The organism is Pseudenemella bisphenolivorans, assembly GCF_051133435.1.
GTDB lineage: Bacteria > Actinomycetota > Actinomycetes > Propionibacteriales > Propionibacteriaceae > JAAYAO01.
In genome coordinates this window covers 397,682-414,101 of the sequence record NZ_JBPGNY010000002.1, presented here as the reverse complement: position 1 = coordinate 414,101, position 16,420 = coordinate 397,682, and the positions used below count along the sequence as shown (strand labels likewise).

General features: G+C 67.9%; 14 protein-coding genes. 7 read left to right on the top strand and 7 right to left on the bottom strand.

The window, feature by feature from the left end; all coding sequences use genetic code 11:
- Position 1 precedes the first annotated feature (1 nt).
- Positions 2-2,749, bottom strand: a complete 2,748-nt coding sequence (locus ACR4XW_RS06775; RefSeq protein ID WP_434759775.1) for an MMPL family transporter — start codon at positions 2,747-2,749, stop codon at positions 2-4.
- A 94-nt stretch (positions 2,750-2,843) separates the two neighbouring features.
- Here ACR4XW_RS06775 and ACR4XW_RS06770 point away from each other — a divergent pair, with 94 nt between their 5' ends.
- Together ACR4XW_RS06770 and ACR4XW_RS06765 are read left to right on the top strand one after the other, a co-directional pair.
- On the top strand, positions 2,844-3,467 hold the full coding sequence (locus tag ACR4XW_RS06770; protein ID WP_434759774.1) for a TetR/AcrR family transcriptional regulator: 624 nt from the start codon (positions 2,844-2,846) through the stop codon (positions 3,465-3,467).
- Positions 3,468-3,509: 42 nt separating this feature from the next.
- Positions 3,510-4,001, top strand: coding sequence for a DUF4442 domain-containing protein (locus ACR4XW_RS06765; RefSeq protein WP_434759773.1), 492 nt, complete (start codon positions 3,510-3,512; stop codon positions 3,999-4,001).
- A gap of 73 nt (positions 4,002-4,074) precedes the next feature.
- Here ACR4XW_RS06765 and ACR4XW_RS06760 read toward each other — a convergent pair whose 3' ends face one another.
- A complete protein-coding gene (locus tag ACR4XW_RS06760) occupies positions 4,075-5,838 on the bottom strand; it encodes an RNA/DNA-binding domain-containing protein (RefSeq protein WP_434759772.1) in 1,764 nt (587 codons plus the stop codon).
- A 90-nt stretch (positions 5,839-5,928) separates the two neighbouring features.
- On the bottom strand, positions 5,929-7,239 hold the full coding sequence (locus ACR4XW_RS06755) for a DNA polymerase IV (RefSeq protein ID WP_434759771.1): 1,311 nt from the start codon (positions 7,237-7,239) through the stop codon (positions 5,929-5,931).
- A gap of 78 nt (positions 7,240-7,317) precedes the next feature.
- On the opposite strand from ACR4XW_RS06755, the gene ACR4XW_RS06750 reads away from it, so the two are divergent.
- Entirely contained in the window at positions 7,318-8,097 is a 780-nt protein-coding gene (locus tag ACR4XW_RS06750) for a tyrosine-protein phosphatase (protein ID WP_434759770.1), read from the top strand.
- Positions 8,098-8,127: 30 nt separating this feature from the next.
- Here ACR4XW_RS06750 and ACR4XW_RS06745 read toward each other — a convergent pair whose 3' ends face one another.
- Genes ACR4XW_RS06745 through ACR4XW_RS06735 form a run of 3 tightly spaced genes read right to left on the bottom strand, consistent with a single transcriptional unit; the run spans position 8,128 to position 10,927 of the window.
- Positions 8,128-8,448 (bottom strand): putative quinol monooxygenase, encoded by a 321-nt coding sequence (locus tag ACR4XW_RS06745; protein ID WP_434759769.1) that lies wholly within the window; start codon positions 8,446-8,448, stop codon positions 8,128-8,130.
- 37 nt (positions 8,449-8,485) lie between these two features.
- Positions 8,486-9,529, bottom strand: coding sequence for an alanine racemase (locus ACR4XW_RS06740; RefSeq protein ID WP_434759768.1), 1,044 nt, complete (start codon positions 9,527-9,529; stop codon positions 8,486-8,488).
- 3 nt (positions 9,530-9,532) lie between these two features.
- On the bottom strand, positions 9,533-10,927 hold the full coding sequence (locus ACR4XW_RS06735) for a hypothetical protein (RefSeq protein ID WP_434759767.1): 1,395 nt from the start codon (positions 10,925-10,927) through the stop codon (positions 9,533-9,535).
- Between the two features lie 61 nt (positions 10,928-10,988).
- On the opposite strand from ACR4XW_RS06735, the gene ACR4XW_RS06730 reads away from it, so the two are divergent.
- Positions 10,989-12,275: a hypothetical protein gene (locus ACR4XW_RS06730; protein ID WP_434759766.1), complete on the top strand. Its 1,287-nt coding sequence runs from the start codon at positions 10,989-10,991 to the stop codon at positions 12,273-12,275.
- Positions 12,272-13,201, top strand: a complete 930-nt coding sequence (locus tag ACR4XW_RS06725; protein WP_434759765.1) for a hypothetical protein — start codon at positions 12,272-12,274, stop codon at positions 13,199-13,201. Before ACR4XW_RS06730 ends, ACR4XW_RS06725 begins: the two co-directional genes overlap by 4 nt.
- Before the next feature lie 70 nt (positions 13,202-13,271).
- Here the strand turns inward: ACR4XW_RS06725 and ACR4XW_RS06720 are convergent, their stop codons facing one another.
- Positions 13,272-14,120 (bottom strand): DUF3592 domain-containing protein, encoded by an 849-nt coding sequence (locus ACR4XW_RS06720; protein ID WP_434759764.1) that lies wholly within the window; start codon positions 14,118-14,120, stop codon positions 13,272-13,274.
- Positions 14,121-14,378: 258 nt separating this feature from the next.
- Between ACR4XW_RS06720 and ACR4XW_RS06715 the strand changes: the two genes are divergently transcribed.
- Both ACR4XW_RS06715 and ACR4XW_RS06710 read left to right on the top strand, forming a co-directional pair.
- Entirely contained in the window at positions 14,379-14,936 is a 558-nt protein-coding gene (locus ACR4XW_RS06715; protein WP_434759763.1) for a lipoprotein LpqH, read from the top strand.
- Between the two features lie 261 nt (positions 14,937-15,197).
- Positions 15,198-16,373 (top strand): CHAT domain-containing protein, encoded by a 1,176-nt coding sequence (locus ACR4XW_RS06710; protein WP_434759762.1) that lies wholly within the window; start codon positions 15,198-15,200, stop codon positions 16,371-16,373.
- The last annotated feature ends 47 nt before the right edge of the window (positions 16,374-16,420 follow it).

Genomic DNA, 16,420 nt, shown 5'->3' with positions numbered 1-16,420 from the left:
CTCATCGGGTGGAAAGAAGTTCGGGGGTGGTCAACGCCAGGGAGTAGTAGCCGTGCGGCAACAGGTCGGTGACCAGTTCGGTATCGGCGACTCCCAGCAGTACCGCCCGGCCCTGGTCGTGGGCTCGGGCCAGGGCGGCGGCGAGGGCTTCGCGGTCGGCGTGACGGTGCAGTGCATCGGCGCCCTCGACCACCAGCAGCGGTAGTTTCGCCCGCTGCAGGTCGCGCACCAGATGCGGATCCTCCGCGGTCACCACGTCGCTGTGGGCGCGTACCCGGGAGGCCTGTTCGGGCAACAGGTGACCGGCGACCTTGGCCTGCCCGCCGGTGGGCCGGATCCGTCCGGACAGGGCGAGCAGCAGGGCATTGCGCGGGGCCGGGTCGCCCTCGATCACCAGCACCTCACCGGGCAGCAGCCGCACGTTGACCGGGTCGAACAGCCGCATCTCGCCCTCGCGCAGTTCCAGCCCCTCGGCGTAGACCAGATGCGGGTCGTCGGCCGAGGGCCAATCGGCCATCTCGAGCTCGTGGTGCAGTGATTCACCCTCCACATCGAAGGACGGCAACCGCCGATCGAGCCACTTCGGCAACCACCAGGCCTTCTCGCCGAGCATCGCCATCACCGCCGGCACCAGGGTCATCCGCACCACGAAGGCGTCCAGGGCCACCCCCATCGCCAGGGCGAAGGCGATCGGCTTCAGGGTGCCGCGCGGGCTTTCGGGTACGAAGAAGGCGAACACCGCGAACATGATCAACGCGGCCGCCACCACCACCGTGGCCGATCCGATGAACCCGGTGCGCACCGCGGCCCTGGCGTCGCCGGAATGCACGTAGTCCTCGCGCATGCGCGAGACCAGGAAGACCTCGTAATCCATCGCCAGGCCGAACAGGATGCCCATCAACACGATCGGCAGGAAACTGATGATCGGGCCGAGGTCGGTCAGGTTGATCAGCGCCGCGCCGAAACCGTGTTCGAACACCAGGGCGGTGGCGCCGAAGGCCGCGAGCACGCTCAGCAGGTAACCGAGGGTGGCCTTGATCGGCACCGCGATCGAGCGGAAGACCATCGTCAACAGCACCAGCGACAGGCCGACCACGAAGATGCCGAAGGGCAACAGGGCGGCACCGAGCCGGTCGGAGACGTCGATCGCGACCGCGGTGTAACCGGTGACGGCGGTGTCGACCCCATAGCGTTCGCGCCATTCGTCGGCCCGATCGCGCAGGGCCTGGACGAGATCCTGGGTGGCCGGGTCGTCCGGGCCGGTACTGGGCACGACCTGGACGATGCCGGTGTCGGCGGTGCGGTTCGGGGTGGCCAGCGGCACCATCTCGACCCCGGGCATCGCCTCGATGTCGCGCTTCAGCCCGTCCATCACTCCCAGCGGATCATTGGATCCGATGATCTCGGCGGTGACCAGCAGCGGGCCGTTGAAACCCTCGCCGAAGTTGTCGGTGATCAGGTCGTAGGCCACCCGCGACGGACTGTCCTCGGGGTTCGAACCGGCATTCGGCAGCGCCAATCGCAGATCCTTGGCCGGGATCGCCAGCGCACCCAGGCCGATCACCACGATCAGCACCGTCACGGTCGGCACCTTGGTGATCACCCGCACCCACCAGCCGGACGGCCCGCCGCCCCGGGTGCCGTCACCGTTGGGGGCGGCCGCGTGTGTCTCCTCGTCCTCGTCCTTGTCCTCGGGCTCGTCCGATGCGGCCCGCCTGCGCTTCCTGGGCTTGGGCCGCATCTTCTCGCCGGCGAACCCGGCCAGCGCCGGCAACAGGGTGAGCGCGATCAACACCGCGATTGCCACCCCGATCGCGGCGGCGAGGCCCATCACGGTGAGGAAGGGAATCCGCGCCACGGCCAGGCCGATCAGGGCGATCACCACGGTCAGCCCGGCGAAAACCACCGCCGATCCCGAGGTGGCCACCGAGCGTGACATCGATTCCTCGGCTGCCAGACCGCCGCGCATCAGTTCGCGATGGCGCGACAGGATGAACAGGGCGTAGTCGATGCCGACCGCCAGGCCGAGCATCAGCGCCAGCATCGGGGTGGTGGAGTTGATCGTGGTCAGTCCGGTTGCGGTGACGATCAGCAACATGGTCACCCCGACGCCGACGATCGCGGTGATCAGCGGCATCGACGCGGCCCGGATCGACCCCAGGGTGAGCAGCAGCACGATCATCGCGACCCCGACCCCGATCAGTTCGACCGGGGTGACGGTGGGGACGTCGGCGTTGTACAACTCCCCGCCCATCGACACCTGCGAGCCGGGCAGTTCACCCGCGACGCGATCGGCCATCGTGCTGAACTCGGCCTTGTCGTCCTCGCTGTACTCGGTCATCTCCCCTTCGAGCTGCAACTGGACGATCGCGGCCCGGCGATCCTTCGAGACCAGCCCGTCGATCATGTCGCTGTAGGGGGATTGGGCCATCACCACCCGGTCGGTGTGGTTGAAGCGTTCGACCGCGCGGTCGATCACCTGCTTGACCGCGGGATCGTCCACCGTGCTGCCATCGGGGGCGACGATGATCATCGTGGCCGAGGCGCCGGCGATCTCGGGGAAGGTCAGCCCGAGCTGGTCGAGGGCGGCCTGGGATTGGGTGCCGGGCAGGGTGAAGCTGTCCTCGAACTTCTTGCCGATCAGGCCCGCCAAGGCGCCGCTGATGACCAGCGCCACCAGCCAGATGACCAGCACCCGCACCCGGTGTTGCCAGCACTGGCGCCCCAGGCGGTAGAGGAAGGAGGACATGCACGAGCTCCCAAGTTCGATACAGAGGTGTATTCAATACAGAACTGTATCCGATGCGCTAGGGTGTTCGGTAATCAATGAGAATGTGACGCTGATGACCCAACTCACCGCTCGCCGCGAACGCACCCGAGAGCGCCTGCTCGAGGCTGCGCGCAGCGTGTTCGCCGAGAAGGGGGTGCAGGCCGCCTCGGTGGAGGAGATCTGTGAACGGGCCGGATTCACCCGCGGGGCTTTCTACTCCAACTTCGAATCGAAGAACGACCTGACCCTGGCCTACATGGTTCGCGTCGGCGATTCCGTGGTGGCCGGGGCCCGTGAGGCGGTCGAGGGAGTGCTGCCGCGGCTGTCGGACGTCACCGACATGGATGCCCTGATCGACGAGGGCATCCGGCTCTTTCTGCGCACCCAGGACGCCAACCTCGAGGGCATCCAGGCCGGCCTGGAGTTACGCCTGCACGCCTCGCGTGTGCCCGAGATGCGCGATGCCTACCTCGAACTGGTCGAGCGGAGTCACAATGCCATCGCCGAGATCATCACCGAGGCGCTCGAAGTGTTCGGCTGGGAGTGGGCCCTGGATCCGTCCGTCGGGATGCGGCTGCTGCACGGCGTCTACGAACAAAGCGCGCTGGAGACGATCATCAGCGGTGGCGAGGCCGATGCGGTCACCCCGTTGCTCGGTGAGATGATGCTGGCGATGGTGCGGCCCAAGGGAGCCTGAGCGCTCTCGTGGGACACGGTTCGTCCGGTACCGTCGTCCCCCATGGCCCGTTTGCCCCGCACCTACGCCGATCTGCAGCAGATCATCGGATCCACCACGCTCACCCGCTGGGCGATGAACTTCTGGCCGCCGTTCCTGGCGTCCTCGATCCGGATTCAGGAGATTTCGCCGGACTGGCGGCGGGTGCGGGTGCGGCTGCTGCGGCACCGGGTCACCGCGAATTACGTCGGCACCCTCTACGGCGGATCGCTGTACTCGATGACCGATCCGTTCTGGATGATGATGGTGCGTCACAACATGCCCCGCGGCTGGACGGTGTGGGACAAGGCCGGCGAGATCGACTACGTCAAACCCGGACGCGCCTCGGTGCAAACCATCTTCGAGGTCACCGACGAGGATCTGGCCGAGATCCATCGCCAGATCGAACAGGCCGGCAAGGCCCTGCACTGGTTCACCAATGACATCGTCACCGCCGACGGCACCCTGATCGCCCGGGTACGCAAACAGATCTACGTCCGCCCACCGCGCGACTGAACGCGTCTGGATTCGCGCAAGCGTCATTGCGAGGTGGGACGAGGGCAATGCGCATTGGTGGCTCGTGCAGTCGCTACTGATCAAGCGAGGCGGCCCATCGATAGTAGAAGCCACGACCTCTGCCTGCTGGAGATGAGGGCGTGAGTACACCGTCTTCGGCAAGAGCTTTGAGAATACTGCCGACGTTGGTGGCGCTTGCGTTCACCAGTGAACCAAGTTCTGTGCTGCTGATTCGACCTCGGACTTTCGCATAGGACACTGCGATCTCCGGACGCGTAGGCAGTGGACGGTCGTGACCTGCTGCCCGATCGAGAGCGTGCAAGGTCTTGAGCGCGTTGGCTTCAAGTCGCCAGGCTGGTGGCGCACCAACCGGCGTCCCATCGATTGCGGTCAGCAGTGAACGGTTCCCCATCTTGGCCCGTGACAGTTTGCGTATGGCCTCCCGCGCTTCCTCGACCGGTAGCTGGATGAGCGGGACGGCCTGATGCTCGTCAATCCATCCTTTGGTCAAAAGATGTCGAAGGAGGAGCAGGGAAGAAACGTCCGCCGCCTCTTCGGCGGGCTCGATAGTTCCGAGCCATCCGATCCACGGCTCGTCCAATGCATCGCCTACTAGGGATGCCCGGACAAATGGGCCGGGGATCTCCCTGATCGTCGGTGGTTTATGTCCTATCCGGACCATCTCCCGCACCATGCGGTCCACCCCGATGCCCTCACGTTCAGCGACTCGGAGGTCTGCCAAAAGCTGTGTGAGCGCGGCGTTGCGCGACTGAGATGGGTGAGTGATGATGTTCGATTCGTTCACGCCGCCGAAGAAGCCACCCGGGCTCAACACTCTTAGAGTTCGGCCGATGTGCTCGATCACCGTGGGTTGGGCGAGTCCCCATTCACGGTGAGCCACACCATTGACGACGGCTTCTCGAGCCGCCAGTACGGGGATATCGTGAACCTGCCGAACCACTAGTCCGGCCTGCACATGTCTGGTTGCGTTGTACACTTCCAGTGTGGCGAACACTTCCGCCAACTCCTCAAGGAGTGAACGATTCGACCGTCGAACGCGAGCTGTGCTGTCGCCCCCGGCGTAGTCACGGTGGATGTAGTCCAGACACGGAACTGACCGTCCGACGAAGGCCAGCACGCCGGCATTGGTCAGCATGCCGTCATGCGTGACGACGTTCAGACGCCTCAGAAGCTGGGCGTCGGACACCTTGGCCAGTTCCTCAGCGAGGGTCTCTCCGCTGGAATCCAGAAATCCTCTGGCGATTGCCAAAGCCTGTGGGCGGGCAGCAGACGCCGGAGTCGATGATTCCTCCGCGGACCAGTCGTAGTTGAGTGCTTGCATTCGACGGGCGTGCCACGTGGCGGCATCCACTTCAACGCAGGTGTCGTGGACGCGCCAGTAGATGCGATCGTTGAACCGGACGGGCTCGACAGCGTTAGGCGAGATGATCACTAGTAGACGGGTGCCGCGAATTGTTGCTTCCGACAGATCAACTGTTAGTAGACGTCGCGTCAGCTCGTAGATGCGATGTCGAAGCCATTCCCCGTCGAGGTTGGTGCCGACCAGTGTTCCGTCGTCCGCAATACCAACGATCAGGGCGCCCCCACCAGGAGTATTCGACATGCAAGCTGCTTCGCGAGCCAACTGCTTGGCAGCTGACTCGTTATGGGTATTGCCAGGGATGATGTTGCCGGAGCGGTCTCTCCGATTGGCCTCCTCTTTGAGGTCGACATGTTTCCGCTCGTGGTTCCTATCGACTGCTTGCCCGGCTTCCATTCGTGCCAGCAGATCCGCGACCTCCGCACGGACGGCATCATCACCAAAACTTATGCTCACGCACCCATTCTGCCACGGATCATAATTAATCGGCGAAGTTAATTATGGCTCTAGGCGTCGCGCGTCGCCGCCCATAACTTTGTCCGGCGGTCACGGCGTGACCGGGGTCAACCGCAGGGCCGGATCGCCGAGCTCGAAGGTGCGTACCGGGCCCGGCCCGGTTTCGGCGGTTTCGAAGCGGACGGTGACCCGACCGAGGCCCGATCCCCAGACCCAGCCCGGGCCGTACTCGTCATGGGTGACATCGGCACCCGGGATCCACGACGGTGGACGGCGGGTGCCGACCGGAGTGACGGTCACCGCATCCGGGCCGGTGGCCGCGGTGGGTTCGAGGTCGAACAACTGCTCCTGGGCGACCTCGGTGAAACCCGAAACCCCCACCCCGAGCAGCCGCACCCCGTAGGACACATCCAGAGCCGCGAGAATCGTTTCGGCCACCGAGGTGATCACGTCGAGCCGGTCGGTGGCCCCCTCCAGAGTGCGCGAGCGGGTGTTGGTGGTGAAATCGCCGAGCCGCAGTTTCACCGTGATCGTGCGGGCGAACATCCCCGACTTCTGCAGCCGCTCGGTGACCAACCGGGCGCAACGCTGCAGGTAGCCGAGCAGTTCGCGCCGGTCGGCGATATCGGTCTCGAAGGTGTCCTCCACCGAGATCGACTTGGCCTCGCGCTCCGGGTTGACCGGACGCTCGTCGCGTCCCTCGGCCAACGCCTGCAGCGAGGTGGCGGCGGCATGGCCGATCTCGCGTTCCAACTCGTGTTGCGGAATCCGTACCAGATCGGCGACCGTGTCGATACTCAACCGGCGCAATCGTTCGGCGGTCACCGGACCCACCCCGGGGATCACCTTCACCGGCAACGGCGCGATCGTGGCCACCTCGGTACCGGGGGAGATCAACCGCAACCCATCGGGTTTGCCCAACTCGGTGGCCAGCTTGGCGATGAACTTCGACGAGCCCAAACCGATCGAACACCGCACCCCACCGGTCACCCGGTACACCCGCTCCTTCAACGCCGCGGCCACCTCCACCAGCGAGTCATCGTCCAGAGCCCGCTGATCACCGGCGGCCAGATCACAGAAGGCCTCGTCGATCGACAGCGGTTCGACCAACGGCGACAGGGCCAACAACTCCGCCATCACCAGCTTCGAGGTCGCCCGGTAGGCACCGAACCGTCCGGCCAGAAAGGCCGCGTGCGGGCAGCGGCGCCGGGCCTCGGCCATCGGCATCGCCGAGTGCACCCCGAACGGACGGGCCTCATAGGACGCGGTCGACACCACCCCGCGCATCCCGAGCCCGCCGACGATCACCGGTTTGCCCCGCAGGGACGGCTTGTCACGTTGCTCGACGGAGGCGAAGAAGGCGTCCAGATCGAGGTGCAACACGCTCGCGGTGGGTCTCATCGACCTCCAGCCTAGGGCGTTCGCGCCCCGTTCACGTGCTGTCCGCCCGAGCTATACCGGGCTGCGTAAGGTGGCTGCGTGACTGTGAACTGGATTGAACTGGACGGCTTGGTGAACCTGCGCGATGTCGGGGGCACCCCGACCGTCGACGGTGGGCAGATCCGCTCCGGACGGTTGCTGCGCTCGGACAACCTGCAGGATCTCTCGTCGGCCGATATCGAACGCCTGCTGCAGATCGGGCTGACCGATGTGGTTGATCTGCGGTCGACCTTCGAGGTGACCAGCGAGGGCCCGGGGCCGCTGCACGCCCATGACGGCCGGGTGAACTTCCACCACTACTCGTTCCTGGTCGAGGAGGACTCCGACACCGCCGACGACATCATCGACCGGGCCATGCCGACCCATGATGTGGACGAGTTGCGCAGCAAGATCGACGACCACTTCGCCGCCTCCTACGTCGGCTTCCTGCACAAGCGTCCCGAATCGGTACTCGGCGCGCTGCGTGCGATCGCCCATGCCGACGGTGCCGCCCTGGTGCACTGTGCCGCGGGTAAGGACCGCACCGGCATCACCGTCGCGATGGCGCTGATGTTGGCCGGGGCCGACCGGCAGGCCGTCGTGGACGACTACGCCGCCAGCCGCGAGCGGATGGAGCAGATCGTGGCCCGGCTGCGCTCCACCGAGACCTACGCCCACCTGCACCATGAACCGGTGTCATCGCACATGACCCACCCCGAATCGATGGACGCCTTCCTCGGTTTCCTGGAAGATGCCCACGGCGGGGTCGAGCCGGCACTGTCGGCCATCGGCTGGACCCCGGCCGACACCGAGGCGATGCGCCGGCACCTGCGCGACTGAGCCTGAGTCAGCCGCCGCGACCGAGGCCGTTCAGTCGACCTTGAGCTCGCCCATCTCGTCCCAGCCCTCACCGTCGACCGAGCGCGAGATGATCTTGGGCGTGGCGACCAGGAACGGACGCATCGCGTCCAGCCCCTGCTGGAAGTGCGGCGCGTTGACGTGGGCCTCGCCGGCCCCGTCCTTGAAGGCCTCGACGAGGACGAACTCGTTCGGGTCCTCGACGCTGCGCGACCACTCGAAGAAGAGGTTGCCCGGCTCGGCGCGGGTCGCCTCGGTGAAGGCGCGGGTGGCGTCGATGAACTCGTCCGCGCGCTCGGGCTTGACCTGGTATTTGACGACGATGAAGATCATGCCGTCAGCGTAGGTGATCGGCCTGCCGCCACCCGTCTCAGCCTAAGACAACCTCGTCGACGGTGACGGTGGTCAGCCGCAGCTCGACCGGCACCTGATCACCCACCCGGGGCGGGGTGGCGTCGGCGGGCAGAAAAACCAGGGACGACTGCATGTGCGGGGGCTCGACGAACCAGCGCTTCGCGCCGTCGATGGTGTACGGCGACATCGCCCGGCCCAAGGTGGCCAGGGCCCCGGTGGTGGCGGTGATCGCCCGTTGCCGCAGGGTGCTCACCGACGAGGGGGCCTCCATCGCCAACCCGTGGGCGGTGCCTCCCGCGAGCACCACCACCCAGCCGTTGCCGGGGGCCTTGCGCTGCCGGTAGCCGATCCGCTCGCCCTTGGGCACCTTGTGCACATCGATCACGGTGGCCAACGGGTGCAGGGTTTCGGGGGCGCCGAGCCACAGTTGGGTGCCCACCCGCAGGCGCAGCTCCGACTCCTCGGCGCCGACCTCCTTGGCGATCGCACCCGCCTCGGCCCAGGGCAGGTGCGAGAACCACAACGGTGCCGGACGCACCTGCCGCACCCGGCGGGTATGGGCCAGGGCCTCGGCATAACGTCCGGTCTCCAGCAGCGGCAGGTGAATCGTCCAGCCCCGGAAATCGACCCGATCCAACAGCGGCGCGATCGCCTCCACCTCTTCGGCCGACAGCCCGTGCCGGGTCATCGAGGTGCGCACCTCGACCAGCACCGGGCCGGCATCGCGTTCGGCGAGCGCGGCCAGATCCTCGGCGCGCGAGACGGTGGTGATCACCCGCGGGTCGGCCAGCAACGCCTCGGCCACCGGATCACCGGGACGCCAGGGTTGCAGCACCACGATGTCGCCGCTGAAAGCCGTCCGCACCTGTTCGACCTCGCGGGCGGTGCCCACCGCGAGGGTGGTCGAGCCCAGTTGTTCGGCTTCGGCGGCCAGCCGGGCCAACCCGAAACCGTAACCATTGCCCTTGGCAACGGGCACCAGCCCGGACGTGGTGTCGGCGACCTGCCGCAGATGGTGGCGCCACGGGGTGGCATCGACGTTCAGCACGAGTCCAGTCACGTGTCACACGGTACTCGGCTCGCGTCCGGTGTCGTGTTGCTCGCCGGTCACCCGGGCGGCCCGCCAGTCATAACCGGCCGCACGATCGTTGATCAACCGGGCCAGGGTTTCCTTGTCGCCGAGCCGGAAGGCCAGATCGCAGGCCACCTCGAAACCGTGCCCGGCATGCAGGGCGGCGAAATCACGCCGGGCAGCGGCGGTATCGCCCCGCAGGGCGGCGGCCCGCAACTCGGCCGCGGCCGCGTCCGCCCGGGTCAGTGCCGCCCGCAGCACCGGCAGGCTGATCCCGTCCACCACCTGATGCCACTGGCCCACGTAGTCGGCCAGCGCCACGTCGATCGAGGCCAACTTCAACGGACGCTCCCGCGCGGCGATGATCTCGCGCGCCTCGGTGGCCTGCGCCAGGGCGGCCCGGTGCAGCCCGGTCGCGGTTTCCGGATCAGTGGTGACCAGAGCCAGATCCTGGGTGGCCGCCGACGACCGGATCAGCGCATCGGCCAACCCGACCGGGTCACCCTCGGCGCGGGCCCGGGCCACGACCCGGTCGAATCGCTGTTTCGCCTCCACCGGGTCACCGTCGACATGTTCGGCATGGGCGTCGGCCTGCCGGGCCTGCTGCCGGTGGATCGGATTGAACTCGGTGCCCTCACCCACCTGGGCGGCGAAGGCACGCATCTCCTCGGCCGCCCCGGGGGAGCGTGAAACCATCGCGATGAAGGCGCGAGCCTGTTGCAGCCCCGCCAGCCCCTCCGGGTTGCCGGCCAACAGGGGTTCGGCCCGATCGAGATTGCCCTCGGCGGCAGCGAGCGCGCCGGATTGCATCTGGGCCTGGGCCAGCCCCAACAACACCACGCCCAACTCCGACGGTTCGGCGGCCCGGAACAACTCGACCGCCTGCTGATAGCCGGCGATCGCCTCGGGAAAGCGCTGCCGGGCCAGGTCGAGGGCGGCCAGGGTGACCAGCGAATGCCGGTGCGACTTGTCGGGATTGACGGTGGCTGGGGCCAACTCCACTGCCGTGCGGGCACTGGCGTGGGCGGCCTCCCAGTCGCCGGTGAGCTGTTCGAGCTGGCACAGGTTGAGGTGCACCGTCCACTCGTGATCGTCCAGACGTTGCTGCTCGTCGCTGCGACCCCGTTGCCGTCCGATCGCGGCCAGAGCCCGGTGCAACCAGGCGCGGGCGCCGTCGAAGTCGCCGGCCAGCAGCCGCTCGTGGTGGGCGACCAGGGCCAGCCGACTGGTCGCGTCATCGGCGGAGTACGGGTCGGTGATCTCGGCGGCCTGTTGTTGGGCCTTGGCCAGCACTTTTCGCCAGCGCGGATCGCCGGCGTTGATCAGGGCGGCCATCTCCTCGACCATCGTGCGCACCCGCCGGGCCTGACGATTCAGCTGTGACACGCCCAAACTGTGACATCGAGCCGCATAGAATGCCAACAGATCCACCCCCGAGGAGATGCCGGTGTCTGTCGATCTGCGTCCCCGCAGCGCGGTAATCGTCGACCTGTGGTCCGATCTGGCCATCGACGCCCCGGCCTTCACCAACAAGGCCGGACGCCCCCTGGCGCGCACCACCAAGTGCCTGCTCGACCCGCTGGTGATCCGCCCCCGGGCTCACCGCAACCTCGCCCAGGCCCTGCTCGGCCCCGCCGATGTCGATGAACTGCGCGGCCTGATGGCCGATTCACAGACCCACATCGAGAACGCCGAACGCTGGTTCGTGTTGCTGCGCGAACACCGCCGCCGGATGCGGATCACCGAGGGCAATCCCCAGGAGCTTTACTTTCCGCGGGCCTTCGAACTCGCGGTGACCACCGGCCCGCCGGGGCCGGATGCCGAGGCCCACTGCGCCGACACCATCGCCGAGATTCACTACCGGGCCCTGCCCGGGCCGGACGATCTGGCCGCCTTCGTGGGCGAGGACGAGACCCGCCAACGGGTCTGCGAGATCTGGACGGAAGGTTGGCGCGCCGATCAGCCCGCCCCCGACGACGATGAGCTCGCCATGCTGGCCGAGATGATCGGTGTCGCCTTGGACGATATGGATTCCGACCGGCTGGCCGACCTGCTCGAAGCCGATCAGGGATACCGCTTCGCGATGGCGATGCGGGTCGCGCCGGGGCTGGTCGATGCCCTGGTGAATCGCGCCGGACTGCCCCGTCCGGGGCTGCGGTTGTCTGTGCACGACCCGCTGCAACCGCCCGCTTACCGGGGCCAGGGGGAGTTGCCGCTGGATCGCTCCTTCGAGCAGCGCACCCGCAGCGCGTTGCGCCGGCACCGGGAGCTGGACGCGGCGATCAGCGCCGACGAGATCGTGGCCGATGAGGCCGAACGCAGCGTGGCACCGTTCGGGTTGTTCGCCGAGGACGGGCAGGCGCTCTTCCTGGTCGGGGTGGTGGCCTCGGCCGGACTGGATCCCTTGAGTGCCCACGTGGTCGAGCCGATCACCCGTCCGCGACTGGTGGCCGACCTGCAGGCCCGGTTGCGCAAGGAGGCCTATGTGATGCACCTGCGCCGCGAACTGGCCGCCGGTGTGCCGATCCACCCCCGGCAGGAGCGGGTGGTCGAAGAACTGACCGACTTCTGGCGTCCCTGGCTGAACCGGTTGTGGGTGCGCCTGCACGGCCGTGATGTCACCGAAACCCCGGTCAGCGACGAGGCCCGCGAACTGCTCACCGGCATCACCCGCTCGGTGATGCTCGATCACCGCCAACAGATTCGCGATGTGCTGGAGAAGGTGGCCGGATGATGTGGCAACGACAGCAGGGCCTGTGGACGCTCGGCGCCGAACTCGATCTGCCCGCGCCATGGCTGCAGGTCCTCGAGGCCCGCGGCGCGATCCTCACCTGGCCGCTGGATGCCCCGGCCGATCAGCCCCCGGTGATCACCGTGACCGATCCGGACGAGGCCGACTGGCTGTGGCAGTTGATCGGCGAACCCGGCCAGGTCGGGTTGCTGCTCGCCACCTCGGGGCAGGACGCCGGCCAGGTCGACATCGACTGGCAGCCCGAGGTGCTGACCGCCCTGCGCAAGGCCGCGCACGGACTGTGGTTGCGCACCTGGTGGCCGACCAGCCCGCAGGACGGGATTGCCGGGTTGGCCCGCGACGAGGTGGATCGGGAACTGGCCGAGGTGCTGGCCGAGGTCGAAGGCATCGTCGACGACGAGGTGCTCCCCGAACTCGTCACCGCCCCGGTGACCACGCGCGCCGATTACGCCCTGGCCGCCTCCGGGCAGCAGACGCCCCGTCCCGAGCAGGTGATCGCCTCCGGTGCGGCGCCGGTGGCCTGGCAGGGGGTGCCGTCCGGGGTGCTCGATGCCACCGAACACCCGGTGCTCTGGTCGGTGGACGCCCGACCCGAGGTGGTCGTGCACGTGTCGGTGCGGATGCTCGGCGGCGGCGCGTCCCTGGTGGCCGGGCTGCCGGTGCTGGTGCAGTTGCCGCCCGCCGAACTTGTTGCCGGGGCCCTGGACGAACTTGGGACGGCGCGGATCGAGTTGCCGATCACCGCGGCCGAGGCCTGGTCGGCCGACTGGACGGGCTTGCGGGTGGTGGTCGGCGCCGAGGTGGCCGAGGACCCGGAGCTGCGGGCCCGGGTCCGGGAGTTCGCTCGCCACCGGCGCACGGTGACCGATGCGATCTCGTACGCGGCCGAGGCCGACGACGACTACTGAGCGCCGGCGAACCACACTGCAACAGCACTGAGCCCCGGCGGGTTCGCCGGGGTGGTGGTGAGGTCCCGGTTCAGAGGGTGGCCGGGTGGGTGGGCCAGCCGGTGTCGGGCTGCCAGAAGGTGCTGTGGTCGAACTCGGCCTCACCGGGGCGCTGCGGGTCGTACAGCACCGTGACCGGGGTTCCCCGCACCGGTACCGACATCTCCGGCACCACCAGATTGCGGGTGGCTTGCTGTGGGCCTTGCGGGGTGTTGAAGGCCACGGTCACCCGAAACTGCGGATCGTCCATGATCTTGACGTGGGTGTAGGTCACCTCCACGATCCGGCCCACCGCCTGGTGACCGGCTCGACGAAGCTGCTCGCGCTTCGCCGCGCGGGCCTTGGCCGCGGAGATCGAGGCCAACGCGCCGATCAGCATGCTCACCCCGGCCAACAGCAGAAGCGTCGGCAACCACACCGGCAACCAGTAGGCGATCAGCTCCAACCAGCCCCAGGCCGGGTCGAACCACTCCGGAGCGGTCCACGCCGACCAGCCGGCGGCGACCCCGATACCGGCGCCCGTCCAGCCGGCTCCGTTGCTGAGCAGGAGGCCGGTGCGGATCGTCCCGCCCAGGCGCATGGCAGCGGTGCCGGCCATGGACCCGAGAGTCACGAACACGCTCATGGCGATCATCGTCCCGGCGCGGAAGTGCTCGACCTCCCAGTCCTCGAACGGCTGGGTGAGCATCTGCCGGAAGATGTCCAGAATCGGCACCAGGGTGAAGGTGAAGAGGGCGAAGAGCATCAGCGTGAGGCCGGTGAGCGCCCAGCCGGTCGGGCTGGGGGAGAGGCGCTGGTGCTGCGATCTCCACAGCAATCCGGTCAGGGACGGGGTGATCGGCAGGTCGGGGGGAATCGCCCCGGGAGTGAATCCGTTCATGGCTCCACGTTCCCAACCGCGCGAGGCTACCGATCACACGTTCGCTCTGCTCCACGCAACCGCCCTCGCCCTCGACCTCGCTCCGCCAGACGTCCCCCTCCCTCGTACATGCAACCGGTACTCGTTCCTGCGCCACGTAGTAGGCCACGCAGGAACGAGTACCGGTTGCATCTGCGAAATCTGTGATCGGTAGCCCGGGGCCGCTTCCTACCTTCGAGTCATCGCACCGACCGGTGCAGTGATTACCAAGGAGAAGACATGAACCGCACCACGATCACCAAGCTGACCTCGCTCGTCACCGCCGGCCTGCTCGGCTTCGGTTTGACTGCGTGCAGCGGCGGCGGGATGGCCGCCGACGACGCCCCGGCCCCGACCGCGGCGCAGGACGAAGTCACCGACAACACCGAGCAGTCCGACAATACCGAGCAGAACGAGCCCACCGAGGAAACCGCGACCGATGAGGGCGCCGCCTGGAGCGTCAAGGTCGACGGACAAGCCATCTCGATCGACGGTGCCGAGGTGGTCTGCCAGGACGCCGGCGGCATGATGAACATCGCGATCGCATCCCCCAACGACCCCGACCAGGCCTTCGCGGTACAGCTCACCAGCGGTGACGAACCGACGGTCAAGGCAGTGGGTCTACTCGACAAGGAAGGCAACGCCCTGGCCTATGCCGAGGGATCCGGGGTGGGCAAGGCCTCGGCCACCAAGGACGGCAACACCTACGAGGTCACCGGCGAGGGCATGGTCACCGACGTGAACAACCCCAGCAGCATGGAGACCAAGCCCTTCGAGGTGAAGGTCGACTGCAGCTGACCCGCAACACAACGACACCGCCGCGACAAGCTCGCGGCGGTGTCGTTGCGTTGTTGGCCGTGGCGATGTGATCACCAACCGATGCTGCAATCCGGTGTCGACGTGCGGATGCCCAAAACGCACCCCAGAACCGGTCATAGGGCGAAAACAGGCCGCATCCGGGCGATCGGGGTGCGTTTTCATCCATCGGAGGTCGGTACCACGTCGGCATCTCCATGACACCGCTCCCACCGGCCACCCGAACACGCCATACTGACGCCCGTGACCGCGACCATGGCGCTGACCTATGCCGAGGCCGAGAACTGCTGGGTGACCTGGCAGTGGACCGACCGGCCCACTCCCGAGGCGGCCCGACTGCACCCCAATGTGCTCACCGCCGTGCCGCAGACGATGTCGGCCACCCTGCCCGATGCGGCACCGCAGGAGTCCATCGCCGAGGCCCTCGAGCGGGCCGGGAACGGACCCTTCGGATCACCCGGGGCCACCACCCACCTGCTCGATCAACTCGCCGACGGGCTGCTGCCCGGTGAGGTCGTCCTGGCGCTGCTCGACCGGGCCCAACGCGACGGCACCACACCCCGGTTGCGGATCCAGCCCTCCCCGGCGCTGGCCCAAGTGCCGTGGCCGCTGCTGCGGGTGCGGCTCAACGCCGACGGTTCCCGACGCAGTTGGCTGGCCGCGATCGCCGACGTCTGCCTGGGCGTACCCCGCGACGTCGCGGCCGACGCCGAACCGCCCGCCACCGGTGAGCAGGTGGTCGCGGTGGTCGATCCCCGAGTGCCCGGATATGCCGCCGACTCCGCCCTCGGTTCGGTACTCGGCCGACCCGACCTCACCGACCCCTTGGCCGCGCTGATCAGCCGGCACGGCCCCCGCCTGAACCCGCAGGTCGCCCAGTACCCCGAGCTGGTGCGTCGTCGCGATCTCGACCGCACCTGGCTGCGCAGCGCGCTGGCCGATGCCGCCCGTTTCCTCTATGTCGGACACGTCAGCGCGGCCGGGGTGGAGCTGGCCACCGGCGAATCCTCGTCGATGCACCTGAACTGTGTGGACCCGACCGGCCGCCATGCCCCGCTGACCGCCGCCGACATCCTGCGCGAACCGGGCTGGCGCTTCCCGTCCCGGGTGGCCCTGCTCGGCTGCGGGTCGGGCACCGACCTGCGCTACCCCGAACCCCTCGGCCTCACCCTGGCCGCGGTGCTGCGCGGTGCCCGGCTGGTGACGTCCTCGATCTGGACCCTGCCCACCGATGCGGCCCTGGCCGGCCAACCCCTGCGCCGACTGATCCTGGCCGTCGATGCCGCCCACGACTCCGATGACCCGTTGGCCGCGCTGGGGGCGTGGCAACTCGAACGGGCCGAGGCCTGGCTCGCCGACGGCGCCGAAGCCGACTCACCCCTGGTCTGGGCGGCGGTGGCGACGCACCTGCTCGGCTGAACCCCGGCCACCCGGAAACACCGAAAGCCGAAAACGCCGGGAAAGGC

Excerpts from the sequence above, each read along its gene's own strand:
- ACR4XW_RS06775 (WP_434759775.1), bottom strand. The coding sequence starts at position 2,749 with ATGTCCTCCTTCCTCTACCGCCTGGGGCGCCAGTGCTGGCAACACCGG.
- ACR4XW_RS06770 (WP_434759774.1), top strand. The coding sequence starts at position 2,844 with ATGACCCAACTCACCGCTCGCCGCGAACGCACCCGAGAGCGCCTGCTC.
- ACR4XW_RS06765 (WP_434759773.1), top strand. The coding sequence starts at position 3,510 with ATGGCCCGTTTGCCCCGCACCTACGCCGATCTGCAGCAGATCATCGGA.
- ACR4XW_RS06755 (WP_434759771.1), bottom strand. The coding sequence starts at position 7,239 with ATGAGACCCACCGCGAGCGTGTTGCACCTCGATCTGGACGCCTTCTTC.
- ACR4XW_RS06745 (WP_434759769.1), bottom strand. The coding sequence starts at position 8,448 with ATGATCTTCATCGTCGTCAAATACCAGGTCAAGCCCGAGCGCGCGGAC.
- ACR4XW_RS06725 (WP_434759765.1), top strand. The coding sequence starts at position 12,272 with ATGATGTGGCAACGACAGCAGGGCCTGTGGACGCTCGGCGCCGAACTC.
- ACR4XW_RS06720 (WP_434759764.1), bottom strand. The coding sequence starts at position 14,120 with ATGAACGGATTCACTCCCGGGGCGATTCCCCCCGACCTGCCGATCACC.
- ACR4XW_RS06715 (WP_434759763.1), top strand. The coding sequence starts at position 14,379 with ATGAACCGCACCACGATCACCAAGCTGACCTCGCTCGTCACCGCCGGC.